This is a genomic window from Streptomyces sp. NPDC047002 (assembly GCF_040704505.1).
In the GTDB taxonomy this organism is placed as follows: Bacteria; Actinomycetota; Actinomycetes; order Streptomycetales; family Streptomycetaceae; genus Streptomyces.
On record NZ_JBEYWC010000006.1, the window covers coordinates 238,225 to 258,622 of the forward strand.

General features: G+C 74.9%; 15 protein-coding genes and 1 pseudogene. 9 read left to right on the forward strand and 7 right to left on the reverse strand.

What is annotated here, in order from left to right:
- Positions 1-205: 205 nt before the first annotated feature.
- On the reverse strand, positions 206-1,198 hold the full coding sequence (locus AB0910_RS09040) for an aldo/keto reductase (protein WP_366743862.1): 993 nt from the start codon (positions 1,196-1,198) through the stop codon (positions 206-208).
- A gap of 203 nt (positions 1,199-1,401) precedes the next feature.
- Entirely contained in the window at positions 1,402-2,145 is a 744-nt protein-coding gene (locus AB0910_RS09045) for a GDSL-type esterase/lipase family protein (protein ID WP_366743863.1), read from the reverse strand.
- Positions 2,146-2,203: 58 nt separating this feature from the next.
- On the opposite strand from AB0910_RS09045, the gene AB0910_RS09050 reads away from it, so the two are divergent.
- Positions 2,204-3,223 (forward strand): WD40 repeat domain-containing protein, encoded by a 1,020-nt coding sequence (locus AB0910_RS09050; RefSeq protein WP_366743864.1) that lies wholly within the window; start codon positions 2,204-2,206, stop codon positions 3,221-3,223.
- Between the two features lie 15 nt (positions 3,224-3,238).
- Here the strand turns inward: AB0910_RS09050 and AB0910_RS09055 are convergent.
- Both AB0910_RS09055 and AB0910_RS09060 read right to left on the reverse strand, forming a co-directional pair.
- Positions 3,239-3,916 (reverse strand): annotated as a pseudogene (locus tag AB0910_RS09055) (class I SAM-dependent methyltransferase); the annotation flags it as partial.
- A gap of 89 nt (positions 3,917-4,005) precedes the next feature.
- Entirely contained in the window at positions 4,006-4,467 is a 462-nt protein-coding gene (locus tag AB0910_RS09060) for a hypothetical protein (RefSeq protein WP_366743865.1), read from the reverse strand.
- Positions 4,468-4,652: 185 nt separating this feature from the next.
- Between AB0910_RS09060 and AB0910_RS09065 the strand changes: the two genes are divergently transcribed.
- Together AB0910_RS09065 and AB0910_RS09070 are read left to right on the forward strand one after the other, a co-directional pair.
- Positions 4,653-5,945: a helix-turn-helix transcriptional regulator gene (locus AB0910_RS09065; protein WP_366743866.1), complete on the forward strand. Its 1,293-nt coding sequence runs from the start codon at positions 4,653-4,655 to the stop codon at positions 5,943-5,945.
- A gap of 142 nt (positions 5,946-6,087) precedes the next feature.
- Complete coding sequence (locus tag AB0910_RS09070) at positions 6,088-6,984, forward strand: phosphatidylinositol-specific phospholipase C (RefSeq protein ID WP_366743867.1); 897 nt, start codon at positions 6,088-6,090, stop codon at positions 6,982-6,984.
- 331 nt (positions 6,985-7,315) lie between these two features.
- Here AB0910_RS09070 and serC read toward each other — a convergent pair whose 3' ends face one another.
- Positions 7,316-8,434: a phosphoserine transaminase gene (serC, locus tag AB0910_RS09075; protein ID WP_366743868.1), complete on the reverse strand. Its 1,119-nt coding sequence runs from the start codon at positions 8,432-8,434 to the stop codon at positions 7,316-7,318.
- A gap of 152 nt (positions 8,435-8,586) precedes the next feature.
- Here serC and AB0910_RS09080 point away from each other — a divergent pair, with 152 nt between their 5' ends.
- Complete coding sequence (locus tag AB0910_RS09080; protein ID WP_366743869.1) at positions 8,587-9,588, forward strand: EamA family transporter; 1,002 nt, start codon at positions 8,587-8,589, stop codon at positions 9,586-9,588.
- Positions 9,589-9,905: 317 nt separating this feature from the next.
- Positions 9,906-11,024 carry a glycosyltransferase family 39 protein gene (locus tag AB0910_RS09085; RefSeq protein ID WP_366743892.1) on the forward strand — a complete coding sequence of 373 codons (1,119 nt, stop codon included), beginning with the start codon at positions 9,906-9,908 and terminating at the stop codon, positions 11,022-11,024.
- A gap of 13 nt (positions 11,025-11,037) precedes the next feature.
- Here the strand turns inward: AB0910_RS09085 and AB0910_RS09090 are convergent, their stop codons facing one another.
- Positions 11,038-12,720: a carboxylesterase family protein gene (locus tag AB0910_RS09090; protein WP_366743870.1), complete on the reverse strand. Its 1,683-nt coding sequence runs from the start codon at positions 12,718-12,720 to the stop codon at positions 11,038-11,040.
- 308 nt (positions 12,721-13,028) lie between these two features.
- On the opposite strand from AB0910_RS09090, the gene AB0910_RS09095 reads away from it, so the two are divergent.
- The 4 genes from AB0910_RS09095 (at position 13,029) to AB0910_RS09110 (ending at position 19,457) form a co-directional block, all read left to right on the forward strand.
- Positions 13,029-13,817, forward strand: a complete 789-nt coding sequence (locus AB0910_RS09095; RefSeq protein WP_366743871.1) for an enoyl-CoA hydratase family protein — start codon at positions 13,029-13,031, stop codon at positions 13,815-13,817.
- Positions 13,818-13,956: 139 nt separating this feature from the next.
- Complete coding sequence (gene pdxH, locus AB0910_RS09100; RefSeq protein ID WP_366743893.1) at positions 13,957-14,580, forward strand: pyridoxamine 5'-phosphate oxidase; 624 nt, start codon at positions 13,957-13,959, stop codon at positions 14,578-14,580.
- A 182-nt stretch (positions 14,581-14,762) separates the two neighbouring features.
- Positions 14,763-17,426, forward strand: a complete 2,664-nt coding sequence (gene rph / locus AB0910_RS09105; RefSeq protein ID WP_366743894.1) for a rifamycin-inactivating phosphotransferase — start codon at positions 14,763-14,765, stop codon at positions 17,424-17,426.
- Between the two features lie 543 nt (positions 17,427-17,969).
- A complete protein-coding gene (locus tag AB0910_RS09110) occupies positions 17,970-19,457 on the forward strand; it encodes a PAS domain-containing protein (protein ID WP_366743872.1) in 1,488 nt (495 codons plus the stop codon).
- A 39-nt stretch (positions 19,458-19,496) separates the two neighbouring features.
- On the opposite strand, the gene AB0910_RS09115 is transcribed toward AB0910_RS09110, so the two are convergent.
- Complete coding sequence (locus AB0910_RS09115) at positions 19,497-20,249, reverse strand: SIS domain-containing protein (protein ID WP_366743873.1); 753 nt, start codon at positions 20,247-20,249, stop codon at positions 19,497-19,499.
- Positions 20,250-20,398: the final 149 nt, after the last annotated feature.

Below are 20,398 nucleotides of genomic sequence, written 5' to 3' on the forward strand. Positions count from 1 at the left end.
CTGCTGCTCCTCTTCGTGATCGTCGCGGTGGCCGCGGCGACGCACTGAGCGGCCGGCCGCGCGAGGGCGCGGCGCGGCCACCGCGGCGGCGTACGCACGCGGCGGAGGGGCGGGCGGCAGGCGGCCGCACGCCCCTTTGCCGTACGAGCGGGGAATCACCGGGAACTCCCGAGGACTACCGGAGACCACCGGAGACCACCGGGAACTACCAGGCGAACGCCTCGGGCGACGGGCCGGGACCGGGGAAGATCTCGTCGAGGGCCGTCAGGACCTCGCCGGAGAGTTCGAGGTCCACGGCGCGCAGCCCGGACTCCAGCTGCTCCATCGTGCGCGGGCCGACGATCGGGCCCGTGACGCCCGGCCGGGTCAGCAGCCAGGCGAGGGCCGCCTCGCCCGGCGCGATGCCGTGCTTGTCGAGCAGGTCCTCGTACCGCTGCACCTGGTCGCGCAGGGCGGGGGAGTCCTTCAGGCGGGCCACGGAGCGCCCCTCGGCGTCGCCGCCGCGCTCGCGCTCCTTGCGGATCACGCCGCCGAGGAGGCCGCTCTGCAGCGGCGACCAGGGGATCACGCCGAGGCCGTACTCCACCGCCGCGGGGATGACCTCCATCTCGGCGCGGCGCTCCGCGAGGTTGTACAGGCACTGCTCGCTGACCAGGCCGACCCGCCCGCGCTGCCGCGCGGCCTCGTTGGCCTGCGCGATCTTGTAGCCGGGGAAGTTGGACGAGCCCGCGTAGAGGATCTTGCCCTGCTGGATCAGGACCTCGATCGCCTGCCAGATCTCCTCGATCGGCGTGTTCCGGTCGACGTGGTGGAACTGGTAGATGTCGATGTGGTCGGTCTGGAGCCGCTTGAGGCTCGCGTCGACGGCCCGGCGGATGTTGACCGCCGAGAGCTTGTGGTGGTTGGGCCACGGCGGGTTGTCCGCCGCCATGTTCCCGTTGACCTTGGTGGCGAGGACGACCTTGTCCCTGCGGCCGCCGCCCTGCGCGAACCAGGTGCCGATGATCTCCTCGGTGCGGCCCTTGTTCTCGCCCCACCCGTAGACATTGGCGGTGTCGAAGTAGTTGACGCCCGCGTCCAGGGCGGCGTCCATGATGGTGTGGCTGTCGGCCTCGTTGGTGAGCGGGCCGAAGTTCATGGTGCCGAGGACGATGCGGCTGACTTCGAGTCCCGTGCGTCCGAGCTGCGTGTACTTCATGCGTCCACCCAACGCGTTGGAGCGGACTCGAAGCAAGAGGGCGGAGGCCGACCGGAGCAGGCGCGCGGCGCGGCCCCGGGCTCCGGGAGGCAGGGACCCGGTGGCGGACGGGGAGTGCGGGGTGGGCGGCGCGGCGGCGCCGCGTCCGGGCGGTCGGCAGCCGGGGCGCGCCCGCGGCTGAGGCCGCCTCCGCGACCACGGGGTCAGAGCACGGGGGAGGCGTACGTGTCGCGCGGGGCGCATGAGGCGTACGAGGCATCCGAAGTGCGCGAGGCGCCCGGGGCGCAGGAGGCGTCCGCGCCCCGCAGCGTGTGCAGCGCGCCGGCGAAGGCCGCGGCGAGCTTGCGCGCGCCCGAGGGCGCGGGGTGCGTGCCGTCGTACGTGTCGCGGTGGATGTCGTACGCGACCGGCTGCGCGGTCGGCGGCGGCGCGAGCACCAGCGGCGAGCGGGGGCCGGTGAGTTCGGCGAGCGCGGCGGCGAGGCGCCCGTTGAAGCGCTCGACCTCGGCGGCGAACAGGGCGTCCGTGTCGGCCCGTACGTTGGGCACGACGGGCAGCACCACGGCGCTCGCGCCCGGCGCCGCGGCGCGCGCCTCGGCGACGAACCGCCGCACGTTCGCCTCCGTCTGCGCGCTGTCCGTGTAGAAGCCCAGGTCGATCAGGCCGAGCGAGACGAGCAGCACGTCGGGGGCGTGCTCGGCGACCGCGCGCCCTATCCGGGGCGCCATGTGCAGCCAGCCCTCGCCCCACGCGGCGAGGTGCGCGCCCCCTGCCGTGCCGCCGCCGGGGCCCTCCCCGTACTGGTGGGTCCACGGCCCGACCACCTCGGCGGGTCCGTGACCTGAGCAGGCGGCGCAGCCCGCCAGATGCCGGGTCAGCTCGTGCCGCCAGGTCACCTCCCCGGCGCGGCCTATGGTCATGGAGTCGCCGACGAACAGGAAGCGCATCCGGTCATCATCCCCGGCCCTCGCCCGGCGCTTCCTGCCGGGATGGCAGGCTGGGGGGATGCGCCCCCGCCGCCCGTCGCCGCCGTCGTGGCCCCGCCGCGCCGCGGCCGTCGTGCTCGCCGTCCTGGCCGCTCTCGCCGCCGCTGCCGTGCCGGGCGCCGCGCCCGCGCGCGCGGCGGGCGGGGCCGACCAGAGCTTCACGATCAAGGACCCGCGGATCACCGAGTCGAGCGGCCTCGCCGCGAGCCGCCTGCACCCGGGCGTCTACTGGACGCACAACGACAGCGGCGACGGCCCGTACGTCTACGCCGTCGACTCGCGGACCGGCGAGACCGTCGCCCGGGTCACCCTGCGCGGCGTCGGCGCGCCCCGCGACGTGGAGGCGATCTCCCTCGGCCCCGACGGCGACCTGTATGTCGGCGACATCGGCGACAACCTGGGCGGCTCCTGGGACCACGTCTGGATCTACCGCTTCCCGGAGCCGAAGCACCTGGGCGACCAGGCCGTCGACGCCACGCAGTTCACCGTGAAGTACGCGGACGGCCCGCGCAACGCCGAGTCCCTGATGGTCGACCCGGCCACCGGCCGCGTCTACATCGCCTCCAAGAACGAGGACGGCGGCGGCCTGTACGAGGGCCCCGCCCGCCTCACCCCGACCGGTACCAACGTCTTCCGCCGCGTCGCGTCCGTCCCCTGGGTCACGGACGGCGCGTTCTCCCCGGACGGCAGCCGACTGGTGCTGCGCTCCTACCTCGGCGCCTACGGCTACGCCTGGCACGACGGCCGCCTCGGCAAGCAGTTCCCGGTGAGCGCCCCCTTCCTCCCGCAGGCCGAGTCCGTCACCTACACCGGGGACGGCAGGGCCCTGATGTTCGGCTCGGAGGGCAAGGACAGCCACGTCGTCCGCGTCGACCTCCCCACCCCCACGCCGACCTCCTCAACCCCCCAACCCCCCTCCCCCCACTCGTCCTCGTCCTCTTCCTCCCCGAACGCCAAGACCACAGCAGTCCTCGCCGTCGTAGCCCTGCTGGCCCTCCTGCTCCTGGGCACCCGCAAACGCGGACGCCGCAAGCCCTGACCCCACCTGCCCCCGGCGCACCGCCCCCACCAGCAGCGCCGCGGCGGCGCGCGGCCCGTCCCGGGCGCGCGGCAGTACGTCGACCTCGATGGCGGTGAAGCCCGCCGCGTCGAGCAGCTTCACCCACACGTGCTCCTGGAGGACCCAGCGGCGCATCGTGGCCGCCGCGCCCTCGGGGGTGCGCGCGGGCACGTCGGCGGCCACGGCGTCGGCAGCCGCGGGCGCCCCGCCCAGGTAGTGGGCGAGCGTCGAGAACACGAGCCTGCCGCCCGGCCGCAGCGCACCGGCCGCCGCGGGCAGCACCTCGCGCGGGTCGCCGAAGTCCACGCCTCCGAAGACGCTGTAGAGCACGTCGTACCCCTGCGGCGCGGCCCGCAGGTGGGCCGCCGCGTCGGCGTGCACGAGGCGCAGCCGCGCCAGAGGCCCGAACAGGCCGGCGGCCATCGCGTGCTGCGCGGGCGAGCTGTCGATCGCGTCGACCCGCGCGGGGCCGTGACGCACCGCGAGGTACGCGGCGTGCCGGGCGGCCCCCGCCCCGAGGTCCCCGACGACGCGACCGTCCAACTCCCCGAGCACCTCGGCCCCCGGGCCGCTGCGCTGGTCCCACGACCAGCGGAAGCGCCCGGGAACACCCCGGTCCCGGTCGAGGCGGGCGCGGCCGTAGTGGTGCCAGAGGTCTGCGGTGGGCTGCACCCGCCCCATCCTGCCGCCGCCGCCCCACGCCCGCGCCCCTCCCCCCGAACCTCACCCGCCCGAGCCACCTCCCTGCTCGCCCCCGCGCATCAGTGCGAGTCGCTGCCCGGATGGCAGGGGCTGCACTTCGCCGCGTCGGCCCACAGCGGCAGGTCGACTTCCCAGCCGTCCTCGGCGAGGACGCGGGCGGTCCGCATGACCGAGCCGTCGTCCTTGGCCTCCACCAGCGGCACATGGTGCAGGAAGCGCCCCGAGTTGTAGCGGTCGCACAGTTCGGCGTACGCCGCGGTGTCGAGGATGATCGTGTGGACCCCGATGTCCACGAGGCTGCTGGGCGCGAGTCCCAGCTGCTCGCCCCGGTGCGCCATCGCGGTCAGCAGATAGGCGTATGCCTGTCCGAGGACGCGGCCGGCCATGACCGAGTCATAGGGGTAGTCGCGCTGCAGGAGGCCGACCTGCTTCTCCCACAGTTCGGCCGTCACGATCTCCCGTGGCGATCGGCCCCTGCCGCTTGCGGGGTCGGCCGGGGCGAGTTCTGCTGTCGTCGTCATGCTGCCCTCCGGTGGACGGTGCCCCGCGAGCCGGGGCGACACTCCAAGAACACCGCGCCGTGAGCCGGCCGTACGATCAACTTCTCGTCTGTGCAAGGACTTTGCGCGGTGTGCAAGGACCCTCGACACCGCTCTGCACCGGCTCTACCGTGACAGCCCGGGGTTGTCCGGTGTGGGAGGTTTCCTTGGCCGATGACCTGTTGTGGGACACTCCGAGGGTCCGGGAGCTGGTCGCGCGGCGCCTCCCAGGCGCACTGGTCAGGCTCGGCCGTGAGCAGCGCGGCTGGACTCTCGCCGCCCTCGGCGGACGCCTCGGCTGCTCCCCGGCCACGCTCTCGCGGCTGGAGCGCAGGGCCCGCGTCGTCGACCTGGCCCTTGTCCACCGTGCGGCCCTCGAAGTCGGCGTGCCTCGACACGTCCTGGTGACATCTTTGGCGCCGTCCTCCGCGCCCGTATCGGCCGCCACTAAAGTGACCGCCGTTCCGCATGACGCCGAGGAGGACCCCATGCGCCGCAGAACGCTGCTTGCCGCCGCGGCCGCTGCCGGGCCGACCGCCCTGCTCGTGGGCCTTGACGACGCTCTCGCCGAGCCCCCGGCACCGTCGAACTCGGGGCCGCTCGACGTCCGTCTCGCCTCCGCCCGCACGCTGTACGACAAGGGTGCCCATGGCCGACTTCTCGGTTCGCTCCCCGCTCTGATCGCAGACGCGCACGCCGCTCTGGCGTCCCGTCGGGAACTCGACCAGGCGCGGCTGTCGTCCGTGTACAGCCTTGCTTCCGCGGCACTGATCAAGGTGGGCTCCTACGACAGGGCCCGGCTCACCGCCGACCGGGCGCGCACCTGGGCGCAGGTCTCCGGGGCGCCGCTCGCGGCGGCGGCCGCCGCCAGGGAACTCGCGATCGTCCTGCGCCACCAGCACAGGGGCGACGCGGCACAGCGGCTCATGGCATCGGCGGCGGCGGACGTCGAGGCGACCGGACTGCGTACTGGGGCCGCGCTTTCGGCTTACGCGCAGATGCTGTGCACCCTCGCCTACACCGCGGCCAGGGGCGGGCGGCGGGCCGAGGCGCTCGCGATGATGGAGGAGGCTCACCGCGCGGCCTGCCGGCTTCCCGGAGTCGCTCCCGTGGGGCGGCTGTTCCCCGTCACCCCGGCAGCGGTGGATCTCTACGCCGTCGGCGTCCACTGGGCGCTCGGCGACGCCGGCGCCGCGCTGGAGGCGGGCAAGGCCCTGCGGCCGGAGCATTTTCCGACCGCCGAGCGGAGGGCCCGGCTGGGGACGGACATGGCGCGGGCGTGGTGGGCGTGGCAGCGGCCCGAGCAGGCTGCCCGTGCCCTGCTCGATGCGCACCGGGCCAGCCCTGGCGAGGTGCGGGACCGGCCCGCGATCCGCACCGTCGTGCGCGAGCTGGCGGAGCGACACCCTCTTGTCCCGGGGGTACGGGAGTTGCGCGCCGCGGTGGCCGGAAGCCTCTGACCGACGCGTCCGGCATGCCGCGGTGCCGTCAAGGGCCTCTGGGCTGGGGGTGGTTGAGGGGAGGGGGTGGTGGGGCATGTAGCGGGGCATGATGCTGAGTCGTCGATCGTTTGTTGCTTCTGTCGCCGGTGCCTCGGCCGGCGTGCTCGTGGGTGGGGGCGGGGTGGCGCGGGCCGCCGCCGCGGGGGTCGGCAGTGCGGTGCCCGCCGACTGGATGGGGGCGTTGCCCGATGGGCTCTCGCTGCTGCGGATGACCCTTCCCGGCACTCATGACTCCTGCTGCACCGACCCGGCGAACGGGACCGAGTGGTCGCACACGCAGAACTGGGGGATCACCGAGCAACTCCAGCGCGGGGTACGGTTCCTGGACCTGCGGGCCAATGGGCTCGAAGGGCATCCTGACGACGCGTTCGGGATGTACCACTCCGGGTGGTACCAGGGGATCACCTTCGACGACGTGCTGGCGCAGTGCGGCGATTTCCTGCGGGAGCACGCGGACGAGACGGTCGTGGTGCGGCTGAAGAAGGAGAACGGCACCGGCAACGACGTGGGTTCGCGCTTCAAGGACATCCTCGACGTCTACCTGGACGACAAGGGGTGGCGGTCCACGTTCCTGCTCACCGACCGGGTGCCCTCGCTGGGCGAGGCCCGCGGGCGGATCGTGTTGATCGCGCAGTTCGACAACGACTGGCCTGTGCTCCAGTGGCCGGGCGGTGACAACGACTTCCTGTCCAACCAGTGGTTCTCGCTCCAGGACGTCTACCAGGGTCTTTCCAGCCCGTCGCAGAAGACCGGGAAGGTCACGCAGCAGTTCGACAACGTTGCCGACGACCAGGACTCGGCGCTGATGTACATCAACTTCACCAGCTACGCGGGCGGCGGCTGGCCCAAGGCGAACGCGGACGCGATCATGCCGGGCGTGCAGAGCTATCTCGCCGCGCGCCTGTCGGAGCGTACGCACCTCGGGATCGTGCCCATGGACTTCCCGGACTTCCACGCGGAGACGCTGAGCACCCTGATCGACTGGAACTGGCACTGAGCCCGGGGCGCCGCGTCACGGGCGGGGCAGGGCGGTGAAGTCCACCGCGCCCAGCCGGGTCGATCGGAGAGGCGGACGAGGTCGCGGCGGTGCACCTGTACCTGTTGGGGAAGCGCTCCGTCACCGGGGCCGTGCTCGCCGCCGACGGAGGCGTGCTCCTCGCCGCGGGCTGAGACGGCTGAGACGCGCGGGCTGAGACGGCTGAGACGGCTGACGCCGGCGGACCGCGTGGCGCCAGGCCTCGCCCGTACGCGGTGAGGCAGGCCGAAGGCCCCCTCACGGGAGAGGGGGCCTTCGGGCCGAGCACCGCCGAGCAGCGCGGGCGTGCGCCTCAGAGGTGGTCGATGACGTAGTCGACGCAGGCGGTGAGGGCCTCCACGTCGGCCGGGTCGACCGCGGGGAACATCGCCACGCGCAGCTGGTTGCGGCCCAGCTTGCGGTACGGCTCGGTGTCCACGATGCCGTTGGCCCGCAGCGCCTTCGCGACGGCGGCGGCGTCGATGTCGTCGGAGAAGTCGACCGTGCCGACGACCGCGGAGCGCTTCGCGGGGTCGGCGACGAAGGGCGTGGCGTGCTTGGACGCCTCGGCCCAGCCGTAGAGCGCGCGCGCCGAGGCGGCCGAGCGGCCGGTGGAGAAGTCGAGCCCGCCCTGCGAGTTGATCCACTTCAGCTGCTCGTTGAGCAGGAACAGCGTGGTCAGCGCGGGGGTGTTGTACGTCTGGTTCTTCAGCGAGTTGTCGATCGCCGTGGGCAGCGAGAAGAACTCCGGTACGTGGCGCCCCGATCCGTGGACGCGCGCGGCGCGCTCCAGGGCGGCGGGGGAGAAGACCCCGATCCACAGGCCGCCGTCGGACGCGAACGCCTTCTGCGGCGCGAAGTAGTAGACGTCGGTCTCGGCGATGTCGACCGGCAGGCCCGCGGCCGCGGAGGTCGCGTCGACCAGCACGAGCGCGCCGTCGTCTGCGCCCGCGACCCGGGCGATCGGCGCCGCGACACCGGTCGAGGTCTCGTTGTGCGTCAGCGCGTAGACGTCCACGCCCTGTTCGCCCTTGGGCTCGGGGTGCGAGCCCGGGTCCGCGGAGATGACGGTGGGCTCGGCCAGCCACGGCGCGAGCTTGGCCGCCTTGGCGAACTTGGAGGAGAACTCGCCGAAGCTCAGGTGCTGGGACTTGTTCTCGATCAGCCCGTGGGTCGCGATGTCCCAGAAGGCGGTGGAGCCGCCGTTGCCGAGGATCACCTCGTAACCGTCCGGCAGCGAGAACAGTTCCCTGACGCCGTCGCGCACCGCGCCGACGAGGTTCTTGACGGGGGCCTGGCGGTGGGACGTGCCCAGGAGGGACGTGCCGGTCGCGGCCAGCGCGTCGACCGCTTCCGTCCGCACCTTGGAGGGGCCCGAGCCGAACCGGCCGTCGGCGGGCTTGATGTCAGCGGGAATCTGAATGTCGGCCACGGTCGGAGCGTAGCCCTTCGGGCAAATCCCGCGGAACCGTGTCCGTCCGGTGAGACGCGGGCGGGCGCCCCCGCGCCGGGGGCGACAGGCGTGTTCCCGCGGTGTTCGCACGGGTGTGTGACGGGTCGCGGCCGCGCAGTACCTTGGACTCCTTGTCCAGTCCGCTGTACTGCGCGTGGTGGGAGGTCCCCTTGAGTTCTGGTGCGACGTCGTCGTCGGTGACGGCGGGGGCCGCGGTCCCCGCCGTCACCCCGGGGGAGCCAGGCGCCCCGGGGCCCGCGGGCGGCGGGCCGTCCCCGCGGTCGTTCGGCGCGCTCGGCCTGGTGCTCTCGGGGTGCGTGTCCGTGCAGTTCGGCGGGGCCGTCGCGGTCTCCCTGATGCCGCGCGCCGGGGTGCTCGGCATCGTCGCGCTGCGGCTGGTGCTCGCCGCGGTCGTGCTGCTCGTCGCCTGCCGTCCCGCGCTGCGCGGCCACTCGCGGGCCGACTGGGGCACGGTCCTCGTCTTCGGCGCGGTGATGGCCGCGATGAACAGCCTGTTCTACGAGGCGGTCGACCGCATCCCGCTCGGCGCAGGCGTGACCCTTGAGGTCCTCGGCCCGCTCTCGCTCTCGGTGATCGCGTCCCGCAGGCTGATCAACGTGCTGTGGGCGGCGTGCGCCCTCGCGGGCGTCTTCCTGCTGAGCGGGCTGCTCGGCGGGGGAGCCGGCGGGCTCGACCCGGTCGGCATCGCCTTCGGGCTCGGCGCCGCCCTGATGTGGGCCACGTACATCCTCTTCAGCGCGCGCACAGGACGCCGCTTCCCGCAGGCGGACGGGCTCGCGCTGGCGATGGGGGTCGGCGCGGTCCTCGCGCTGCCGCTCGGCGTCGCGGAGAGCGGCGCGAAGCTGCTGGTGCCCTCGACGGTCGGCCTCGCGTTCGGGGTGGCCGTGCTGTCGTCGGCGCTGCCCTACACGTTCGAGCTGCTCGCGCTGCGGCGGCTGCCGGCGGCGACGTTCTCCGTGCTGATGAGCCTGGAGCCGGCGATCGCGGCGACGGCGGGGTTCCTCATCCTCGGACAGGCCGTCACGGTGCTCGACGCGGTCGCGATCGCGCTGGTCATCGGCGCGAGCGTCGGCGCCGTACTGACCCAGTTCAGAACGCTGGGCCGCGGCTAGGGCCCGTACGGCCGCGGCCCCGCCCGGGCGTCCCCGGAGGCAGGGCCCTTTCCTTGCGTGGTCGGGCGGGCGCTTAGGGTGACCCCCGGAACGTCCGGCGGCCGCCCCGCGGGACGCGGGGACGCGGCCGCCGTGGACGGCGGTGCGCAGACGGAGAGGGGAAGCGGTTGACGCTGCTGCCCGGGGCCGCATCGGGGGACGCCGGAGCGCGGCAGGACGGCGGGCCGCCGGGGCGCGCGTACGGGCGCGGCGGCGCCGTGCACCGCGCGGCCGGCACGCTCCTCGCGCCCGCCCGCGCCCCCTACCTCCCGCGCGACCTGCCGCGCGCCGCCGCGGGACCGCGGCCCGCGCGGGGGCTGCTCGGCGCGCTGCTGTGCTACGCGGGCGTGCGCGCCCTCGGCCTCGCGGTCCTCGCCGCCTGGTCGGCAGGGGAGGGCCGCAGCGCGCGCACGCTGCTCGGCGCCCGCTGGGACGCGCTCTGGTACACGCGCGTCGTCGAGCAGGGCTACGACGTCACCCTGGTCGCGCCCGACGGCAGGGCCCTGTCCGACATGGCGTTCTTCCCGCTGTTCCCCTGGCTCGAAGGGGGTGTCGCCGGGGCCTCGGGGCTGAGCGCGGCGGACGCGGGGCTCGCGGTCAGCGCCGTCGCCTCGGTCGCGGCCGCCGCCGGGATCCACGCCACGGCGCACCGGCTCGCGGGCGCGCGGCCCGCGCTCCTGTGCGTGGTGCTGTGGGCGGCGCTGCCGGTGGGGATCGTGCAGTCGATGGCGTACACGGAGTCGCTGTTCACGGCGCTCGCCGCCTGGGCGCTGTACGCGACGCTCCGCGAGCGGTGGCTGCTCGCCGGGGTGCTCGCCTCGCTCGCGGGGCTCACCCGCCCCACGGGCCTCGCCGTCGCCTGCGCGGTCCTGGCGGGCGCGGCCGTGGCGGCGCGCCGCGCGGGGGTACGCGCCGACGCCCTGACCGGCGTGGTGCTCGCGCCGCTCGGCGCCTGCGCGTACGTGCTGTGGGTCGGCGCCCGCACGGGCAGTGTGTTCGGCTACCTCGCCGTGCAGCGCGGCTGGGGCAACGGCTTCGACGGCGGCCTCGCCTTCGCCCGCTTCGCCGCCGCGCTGCTGCGCGGCCCCGGCGCCCTCGCGGGCGTCGGCCTGCTGGCCGGCGTCGGACTGCTGCTGTACGCCTACGGGTTGGGCTTTCGCGCCCGCTACCCGGCCGCCGTGCAGACGTACACGGGCATCGTGCTGCTCTTCGCGCTCGGCTCGTCCGGGTACTTCGGCTCCAAGCCCCGTTTGCTGATGCCCGCGTTCACGGTCCTGCTGCCGCTCGCGGGCGCGCTGGCCAGGCACCGGCGGACCGCCGCCGCGGTGTGCGCGGCGGCGGCCGCGGTATCCGCGGTGTACGGCGCGCTCTGGCTGAACGGCTCAGGCCCGCCCTAGCCGGTGTGCGGGGTCAGCCGGTGATGCCCGCCCACAGCGCGCAGTGGTGTTCCGACCCGGTGTCCACCGGGGCGATGCCGCCGGGCGCGAGGGCGAGCGCCTTGCCCTGCGCGGCGAGGGAGGCGCTCCACGGGGTGTCGGGCGCCGCGGGCTTCCCGGTGCGGGCGAAGGACGCCCAAGAGGCGATCATCTTGTCGGAGAGCTGCTGCTGGCCGCTGCTGTGCAGCAGGTTCTTGCCGCCGAGGTCGAAGAGGTACGGCAGGTCGGAGGCGTGCGCCGCGCCCAGCGGGAAGCCGGGGTCGCCGACGCCGTTGACGTCGGGGGCGTGCTCGTCGGCGAACTCGTACGCGTAGACGCTGGTGTGCTTCGCCAGCTCGGCGTTGGCGCTCCTGGTGGGGCACGACCAGGCGGCGTCCGTCGAGACCGTCGACCAGGCGAGGCCCGCAGAGCCGCCGAACCGTGAGAGCGGGTAGGCCCGTTGGACCTCGGCCGCGTGCGATCCGAACGCGGTGCGCAGCAGCGCGGGGTACGTCTTCGCCGTGACGGCCTTCGGCGCGGCCTTCATCGCGCCGCCGATGAAGGAGCGCGCCTCGTCGCGGGTGCCGCCCGAGACGACCGGCACCTTGGCGACGTCACCGGCGCGCACGGCCTCGGCGGGGCTCTTCGGCAGCAGCGGCGTGCCGTAGGCGAGGTGGTCGGAGAACTCCTGGTTGAGCGGCACGAGTGTGGCGGCGGGCAGTCGGCGCAGGCAGTCGAGGGCGCCCGAGCCGGTGCAGCCGAGGCGCTTGGCGGCGGCGGCGCCGTCGGCCTGGCCGGTGGCGAGCCGGGTGTACGGGGTCTGCGCGGGCGCGCCGGGGAAGAGGGTGCCCGCGGGCCATGTCAGGGCGCACGAGCCGGACATCACGACGGCCTTGTCGACAAGGCCGCGCGCGCTCGGCGACGTGAGGAGTGCGCAGGCCGACATGGCGCCCGCGGACTGCCCGAAGACGGTGACGTTGTCCGGGTCGCCGCCGAAGCGCGCCGCGTTCGCCTTCGTCCAGCGCAGGCTCTGCACCTGGTCGGCGAGGCCGAAGTCGCCGGAGCCTTCGAGGCCCGGCAGGCCGAGGTAACCGAACACGCCGAGGCGGTAGTTGGCGGTCACCACCATCACGTGCCCGTCGTCGGCGAGGCGTTGCGCGTCGTAGTCGGAGCCGGCGCCGCTGGTGTAGCCGCCGCCGTGCCACCAGACCATGACCGGCAGCTTCTCGCCCTTGCGCAGGTCGCGCGGCGCGGTCACGTTCAGGAAGAGGCAGTCCTCGGAGAGCGTCGGCTTCGCGCCCGGCGCCGCGGCGCTCTGGGCGCAGCGCGGCCCCGGCTTGTCGGCGTGCCGCACGCCCTGGGGTGCGGTGGCGGCGCGGGGGAGCGTCCAGCGGTGCGCGCCTGTGGGGGCCTGCGCGTAGCGGATCCCGAGGAACTCCCGTACACCGCCCCGCTGCACGCCCTGGTACGTGCCGCTGCTCGTGGTCACGGTGGTCGGCGCTGCCGATGCCGCGGGGCTCGCGCCGCCGCTGCCGCCCGTGCCGCCGCCACCGCCGCAGCCCGCCGCGGTCAGCAGCACGGCCGCCGCCGCCAGGGCGGCGCCGGGTGCGCGCCGGTGCCAGGGCCGCCCGCGCCCGCCCCGCGCGGACCGGTCACGCTCGCCGGCTCGTTCCCTCACGCCTTCAGGTACCCCTTGAGGCTGTTCCCCGTTCGGCACTGCCGTCTCCTCACGCGCGGTGATGGTCGGTGGCGCCGCGGGCCCGTGGTGGCGCTCGCCGCGTCTCGCCACGGCTACCCCGTGCGGCGCGCGCGACCCGGGGTGCCACCCGACCGGGGGACGGCGTGTGGGCCGTGCGGCGCGGACACGGCGCGTGCCGCAACCCCTGCGGGGCAAGGGGACACAGGGCATACATTGACCGTCTCCGTCCGGTCCCAGGACAGGAAGCCCACGGCACGAAGCCCCACGGCACGAAGGAGATGACGCGCATGACGGGAGACGCGGCGGTGCAGGGTGCGGGCGCGGGACCCGCGGGCTCGGGGGCCGGCCTCGTACGGTCGGCGCACGAGCGGGGGATCACGACGCTGACCCTCGACTCGCCCGAGAACCGCAACGCCCTCTCGGCGCGCCTGGTGGGTGAGTTGGCCGACGAGCTGGCCCGCTGCGCGCAGGACCCGCGGGTGCGGGCGGTCGTGCTGACGCACACCGGCACGACGTTCAGCGCGGGCGCCGACCTCAAGAGACCCGCGAACCCCTACACGTTCGTCGCGCTGATGCGGCAGATCGTCGAGCTGCCCAAGCCGGTCGTCGCGCGGGTCGCGGGCCATGTCAGGGCGGGCGGCATCGGGCTCGTCGGCGCGTGCGACATGGCGGTCGCCGACCGCGCCTCGGACTTCGCCTTCACGGAGGTGCGGATCGGGGTGGCGCCCGCCGTGATCTCGATGACGGTGCTGCCGCGCCTCGACCCGCGCTCCGCGTCGCGCTACTACCTGACGGGCGAGGAGTTCGACGCGTCGGCGGCCCGGGCGGCCGGGCTGCTCACCGCGGTCGCCGACGACGTCGACGAGGTGCTCGGCGGCCTGCTCGACGGGTTGCGCAGGGCCTCGCCGCACGGCCTCGCCGAGGCGAAGAAGCTGCTGACGGCCGACGTGCTCGAAGCGTTCGACCGGCACGCCGAGGATCTGGTGCAGCGGTCGGCCTCGTACTTCACCCGCCCGGAGGCGCGGGAGGGCGTCGCGGCGTTCCTCGAACACCGCGACCCGGCCTGGGTCCGCTAGGCGGCGCCTCCCGCGTCCGCCGGGCGGCGCCTCCCGCGCCTCCCGCCCCCGCCCGGCCGCGTCCCCGGCCCGGCTCCCCGCGGGGCGGTGGCTGCGGCAGGATGGGGCCGTGACCCCTGAGAGTCCCGATCCCGCCGCCATGCGCGAGCAGTACAGGTCCGTGCCGCTGCTGGAGTCCGACGTCGCCGCCACGCCCATGGACCAGTTCGCCCGGTGGTTCAAGGCCGCGGCGGAGCGCGGGCTGCCCGAGCCCAACGCCATGGTGGTCTCCACCGCCGACCCGCGCGGCAGGCCCTCGTCCCGCACGGTCCTGCTGAAGCACTACGACGACCGCGGCTTCGTCTTCTACACCAACTACGGGTCGCGCAAGGGCACCGAGATCGCCGCCAATCCGTACGTGTCGCTGCTGTTCCCCTGGCACCGGATCGCCCGGCAGGTCGTCGTCACCGGCACCGCGGCCCGCGTCGGCAGGGACGAGACCGCCGCGTACTTCCGTACCCGGCCGCACGGTTCGCAGCTCGGCGCCTGGGCGAGCGAGCAGTCGGCGCCCCTCGCCTCACGCGAGGAGCTGATCGGGCGGTACGAGGAGCTCGCCGCGCGCCACCCGGAGGGCGAACAGGTGCCGGTCCCGCCGCAGTGGGGCGGCTTCCTCGTGACACCGGAGACCGTCGAGTTCTGGCAGGGCCACGAGAACCGCCTCCACGACCGCCTCCGCTACACGCGCGCGGGCGAGGCCTGGCGCCTCGAACGCCTCTGCCCGTAGGACCGCACCGCATCACACCACAACACACCACATGCGAAAGGCAGGGAGCGCGCTCTCCCTGCCACTCTCAACGTATAGCGCACAGGGGGGCTTGCGGCAAGGCCCCAGGAGTGGCGCACAATCGGCGGCCGACGCTACTGCCTGGGGAAACGGGGGGAGACGAGGTGCACATGGGTGCGGTCGTGGGGGAGCGGTACGTGGTGGGGCTGCGCGACGCGGGGGAGGCGCGGACCGCGGTGCTCGGCGGCAAGGGCGCGCAGCTGGCCGCGCTGTCGCGGATCGAGGGGACCCGTGTGCCGGACGGGTTCTGTGTGACGACGGACGCCTATCTGCGGGCCGTGGCGCGGGCGCCGTCGCTCGGCGGGCTGCTCGACCTGCTGGCGGAAACGGAACCGGACGACAGGGAGGCGGTCCGCGCGCTGAGCGCCCGGATCCGCGGGGTCGTCGAGGGGATCGCCGTCCCCGGCGACATCGCGGCGGCGGTCACCGAAGCGCTCGCCGGGCTCGGCGCGGGGACGGCCTGCGCCGTGCGGTCGAGCGCGACCGCCGAGGACCTGCCGACGGCCTCGTTCGCCGGCCAGCAGGACACGTATCTGAACGTCGTGGGGGCGGCGGAGGTCCTGCGGCACATCGGGCGGTGCTGGGCCTCGCTGTTCACCGAGCGTGCCGTCGCCTACCGCGCGCACCACGGCATCGACCACCGCGCGGTCCTGATGGCCGTGGTCGTGCAGCGGATGGCCGAACCGCGGGCGTCCGGCGTCCTGTTCACGGCCGACCCGGTCACCGGCAACCGCAGGACCGCGGTCGTGGAGGCGGTCCACGGGCTCGGCGAGGCCCTGGTCTCCGGTCTTGTCGACCCGGACGTCCTCACGGTGCGCGGCGGCGGGGTCGTCGCCAGGTCGGTCGCCGTCAAGGAGCGCGCCGTACGGGCCGTGCAGGGCGGCGCCGTGCGGGCGGCGGCCGTCGAGGCGGAGCTGCGGGAGCGGCCCGCGCTGACGGACGCCGAGGCCGTGCGGCTCGTGGACCTCGGGCGGCGGATCGAGGCGCGCCTCGGGTGCCCGCAGGACATCGAGTGGTGCCTCGCCGACGACGGCTTCCTGATCGTCCAGAGCCGGCCGATCACGACGCTGTTCCCTGTCCCTGTCCCTGTCCCCGGCTCCGGCCCCGGCCCCGGCCCCGGCGCGGCGGACGGCGGGAACCGCGTGTACGTCTCCGTCGGCCACGCGCAGATGATGACCGACCCGATGAAAGCCCTGGGGCTCTCCCTGTGGCAGCTCACGGCGATGGTGCCGATGCACGCGGCGGGCGGGCGGCTGTTCGTCGACGTCACCGCGCGCCTCGCGGCGCCGGCGGGCCGCGCCGCGCTCCTCGACGTGATGGGCAGGGGCGACCCGCTGGTCAGGGACGCGCTGGAGACCGTGCTCGACCGCGAGGGATTCGTGCCGCAGGCCCCGGACGCGGCACCGGGCGGCGCGCACGCCCAGGAAGCGGCGAAGACGGAAGCGGCGGAGCCGGACGCCGCGGACACGGAGGCGCCCGATCCCGCCGTCGTCGCCGAGCTGGTCGGGCGCGGCGAGGCGTCGCTCGCCGCGCTGGAGCGGGAGATCGCGGGGGTGTCGGGGCCCGCGCTGTTCGACTTCCTGCTCGGGGCGTTCGCCGAGCACCGGCGGCTGCTCGGCGACCCGCTCGCCCACCGGGCGCTCATGGCGGGCATGGACGCCACCTGGTGGCTGAACGACCGGCTCCACGCGTGGCTCGGCGAGAAGAACGCGGCCGACACGCTCATGCTCTCCGCGCCGGGCAACGTCACCGCAGAGATGGGGCTCGCGCTGCTCGACGTCGCCGACGCGGTCCGCCCGCACCCGGAGGTGGTGGCGTACCTGGAGCGCGCGGGGGACGACGGCTTCCTCGACGGGCTCGCCGGGCTGCCCGGCGGTGCCGGGGTGCGCGCGGCCTTCGACGCGTACCTCGGCCGGTACGGCATGCGCTGCGCCGGGGAGATCGACATCACGAGGCCCAGGTGGCGGGAGCGCCCGGCGGCGCTCGTGCCCGCGCTCCTCGACAACGTCAGGAACTTCGGCCCCGGCGAGGCGGCACGGCGCTTCGAGGACGGCAGGCGCAGGGCGCGGCAGAAGGAGGAGGACGTGCTGGCGCGCCTGCGGGCCCTGCCGGAAGGGGAGGAGAAGGCGGCGCGTACCCGGCGGATGATCGACCGGGTGCGCGCCTTCACCGGCTACCGCGAGTACCCGAAGTACGCCATCGTCAGCCGCTCCTTCGTCTACAGGCGCGCCCTCCTCGCGGAGGCCCGGCGGCTCGTCGGAGCGGGGGTGGTCCGCGACGCCGAGGACGTCTTCCACCTCACGTTCGAGGAGTTCCGCGACGCTGTGCGCACCCGGCGGGTGGACGGCGCGCTGATCGCGCGGCGCGCGGCCGAGTTCCGCGCCTGGCAGGCGCTCACCCCGCCCCGGGTGCTCACCTCGGAGGGCGACGCGCTCCACGGCGCGTACCGGCGCGACGACGTCCCGGCCGGTGCGCTGCCCGGTGTACCGGTCTCGGCGGGCACCGTCGAGGGCAGGGCGCGCGTCGTCGCGGATCCGGCGCGCGCCGAGCTTGCGGCGGGCGACATCCTCGTCACGGCCTTCACCGACCCCAGCTGGTCGCCGCTGTTCGTGGGGGTCGCCGGCCTGGTGACGGAGGTGGGCGGCCGGATGACGCACGGTGCGGTGATCGCGCGGGAGTACGGGCTGCCCGCGGTCGTGGGCGTGGCGGGCGCCACCCGGCTGATCCGCGACGGGCAGCGCGTCCGCGTCCACGGGACGGACGGGTACGTCGAGGTGCTGTCCTGAGCGGGGGCCGCCACCGGCCGTGAGCGGCGGAACGCGGAAACGCAGCCCGCGGAACGCGGAAACGCAGGCCGTGGCACGCAGAAACCCGCGGGCTCGGTCTCCTCCGGGGAGGAAGCCGGCCGGACGTACCGGCGAGCCCGCGGGTCGGTGACTGCTTGGGATTGGCCGGCGGAGCCGGCACCGCACAGAGTGCGACGAACGGGCCGCTAGCCCGCAGTCACCTCACGCGTCCGGTTGTCATACATCTGCCGAACCACCTCCCTTCTCGTGTACTGCAAGGGTAGGAAAAGCCGTGCGGCCGCGACAAGCGAATTTCGCGGAAATCCACAGGGGGCCGCGGGGGCCGGCCACGGCAGCCGCGGACCGCCTCGTGCGGTGCCCGCGCCGGGGCGGCCGGCCTTCGGCCTGGCCAGCGCGGTCCGGGCGCCGGGCGCGATACGATTTTCCCGAACCAGGTGTGTGTCACGTCACGTTCAGTGGAATGATCGCAGTGATCGGACGTGTGCGGGACAGGCGCAGACGTCCCGCATGGGGGTGGCCAGGATGAGTGCTTCCCGGAGTGAGACCACCGATGCCGCGGGCCCCGGCGAGCCCGGCTCGGACCTGCTCGCGGCCCTGCTCGACGGCATGGACGCGGCCCTGTGCGCCTTCGACGCGGGCGGGGTGATCACCCACTGGAACCGCGAGGCCGAGCGGATACTCGGCTGGAGCGCCGCCGAGGCCGTGGGGCGGCACGGGTTCGCGGGCTGGGCCGCCCGCTCGGCCGACGCCGACGACGTGCTGGCCCGGCTGATGGCGACCATGGACGGCGAGGGCCGCCAGGTCCACGAGTTCGCGCTGCTGCGCAAGGACGGCGGCCGGGTGCTCGTGCGCACGCAGTCGGCGGGCGTGCGCGGCGCCGACGGCAAGCCCGCAGGGGTGTACTGCGCGTTCAGCGAGGTGCACGCGCAGATCGACCTGGAGCGCTCCATCGCGCTGAGCGAGGCGCTGTTCACGGAGGCGTCCTGGGGGGTCGTGCTGGTCGACGTGGACCTGCGGCCCACCGTGGTCAACGGGCACGCGGCCCGCGCGCTCGGCTCAGGCCGTACGACGGTGCTCGGGCGGCCGCTGGGCGAACTGGTCGTGCAGGGCGTGGAGGAGCTGGAGGGCGCCCTGCACCACGTGCTCGCCGAGGGCGCCCCGACCGGGCTTGCCGACCTGTGGGTCACGGTCCGCACCCCGGAGGGCGAGCGGCGCCGCTGCTGGCGCAGCGGGTTCCTGCGGCTGGCGTCGCCGCTCGCCGAGGAGCCCGTGCCGCTCGGCGTGGGCTGGCTGTTCACGGATGTCACGGACACCAAGCTGGCGGCGCTCGAAGCGGACAGGCTGCGGTTCCGCTCCAACCAGCTGCACCGGGCGGCCCGCGCCGCGGCCGAGTGCGAGGACCCGGTGGAGGCGGCCACCACCTATCTGGACTTCGCGCTCGCGGGCTTCGCCGACCACGCGCTGATCGACCTGGTGGCCGAGCCTGCGGCGCGTCCCGGCGCCCCCGCGCCCGACCCGGCGGGCCCTGACGCCCCGGTGCGGCTGGTGCGCGCGGCGGCGACGCCGAGCGGGGCGTCGGGCCCGGTGGCGCGGGCGTCGGGCGGCGGCATCCCGGTGCGCTACCTCGACGGCCATCCCGCGCTGCGCGCCATGGAGCGCGCAGGCTCGGTCAGGTCGAGCGCGCCGGCGGCCGGGCAGGCGGCGCAGGACAGCGCCGTACGGGAGTCCCAGGCGCGGCACCCGTCGGCGGCGGCCCACCAGGGCGCGGGCGAGGGCCGGCCGTCGACGGCCGCGCCGACGTGGGCAGCGGCCCGGCAGTGGCCCTCCGACAGCGCCCACGCGCTGTGCACGGTGCTGCGCAGCCGCGGCAGGTCGCTCGGCGTGGTGACGTTCCTGCGCACGGGCAGCAGGTCCGCGTTCGAGCGTTCGGACGCGCTGCACGCGGAGGACGTGACGGCCATGATCGCCGCGGCGCTCGACCTGGCGGCTGCGCTGCGCACGCCGCGCTGAGCCACCGGGCGCGCCAGGGGGGGCGAACGAGGCGGGGGCTCAGTGCCAGAAGATGCGTCCCGCGTTCTCCTCGATGACGCGGGCGTTCCACTCGGTGCCGCCGTCGACGTTGCCCGAGCGCAGCAGCGGCGGCTCGACGCCGCGGTCGGCGAGCGCGGTCGCCGCCGTCGCCATGACCGCCTGCATGAGGGCGCTGGTGACCACGGTGGACGCGGGGGCGAAGGGCGCGGCGACGCCGTCGGCGGTCAACTCGGCGTCGCCCACGGCGATCTTGTTGTCGAGGACGATGTCGCAGTGGTCCTTGAGGAAGGTGCCCGAGGCGTTGCGCGGGGTGGTCTCGGCCGCGTAGGCGACGGACGTCACGCCGATCACGGTGAGTCCGAGGGCGCGTGCGTGCCCGGCCAGCTCCACCGGGAGGGTGTTGCGGCCGGAGAGCGAGATGACGAAGAGGAGGTCGCCCGCGGCGGCCGGTGAGGCGTCGAGGACGGTGGCCGCGAGCCCCTCGACGCGTTCGAGCGCCGAGCCGAGGGTGGCGGGGCGCACGTCGACGCCGGTCATGCCGGGCACGGTCAGCAGGTTCATCACGGCGAGCCCGCCCGCCCGGTAGACGGTGTCCTGTGCGGGCAGCGAGGAGTGGCCGGCGCCGAAGGCGAAGAGGCGGCCGCCCGCGGCGACGGTGTCGGCGATCGCGCTCCCCGCGGCGGCGACGGCCGCGGCCTCCTCGTCGCGCACGCGCTCCAGCAGGGCGACTGCGGCGGTGAGATAGCGGTCGGCGGGGCTGCGGTCGTCCATGGGGGCCCTCTCGGGGGTCGGCGCGGCGTGACGTGTCGCGGATCACCTTCGGGGCGGGGCGCGCACGGTGTCAACACGGGCCCGGCGCCACCGTGTTCACGGCGCACCGCGGCCTGTTGCGCCGCCGCGGCCACGGCATGCGGGCGCGA

Excerpts from the sequence above, each read along its gene's own strand:
- AB0910_RS09040 (WP_366743862.1), bottom strand. The coding sequence starts at position 1,198 with ATGAAGTACACGCAGCTCGGACGCACGGGACTCGAAGTCAGCCGCATC.
- AB0910_RS09045 (WP_366743863.1), bottom strand. The coding sequence starts at position 2,145 with ATGCGCTTCCTGTTCGTCGGCGACTCCATGACCATAGGCCGCGCCGGG.
- AB0910_RS09050 (WP_366743864.1), top strand. The coding sequence starts at position 2,204 with ATGCGCCCCCGCCGCCCGTCGCCGCCGTCGTGGCCCCGCCGCGCCGCG.
- AB0910_RS09060 (WP_366743865.1), bottom strand. The coding sequence starts at position 4,467 with ATGACGACGACAGCAGAACTCGCCCCGGCCGACCCCGCAAGCGGCAGG.
- AB0910_RS09095 (WP_366743871.1), top strand. The coding sequence starts at position 13,029 with ATGACGGGAGACGCGGCGGTGCAGGGTGCGGGCGCGGGACCCGCGGGC.
- pdxH (WP_366743893.1), top strand. The coding sequence starts at position 13,957 with ATGCGCGAGCAGTACAGGTCCGTGCCGCTGCTGGAGTCCGACGTCGCC.
- AB0910_RS09110 (WP_366743872.1), top strand. The coding sequence starts at position 17,970 with ATGAGTGCTTCCCGGAGTGAGACCACCGATGCCGCGGGCCCCGGCGAG.
- AB0910_RS09115 (WP_366743873.1), bottom strand. The coding sequence starts at position 20,249 with ATGGACGACCGCAGCCCCGCCGACCGCTATCTCACCGCCGCAGTCGCC.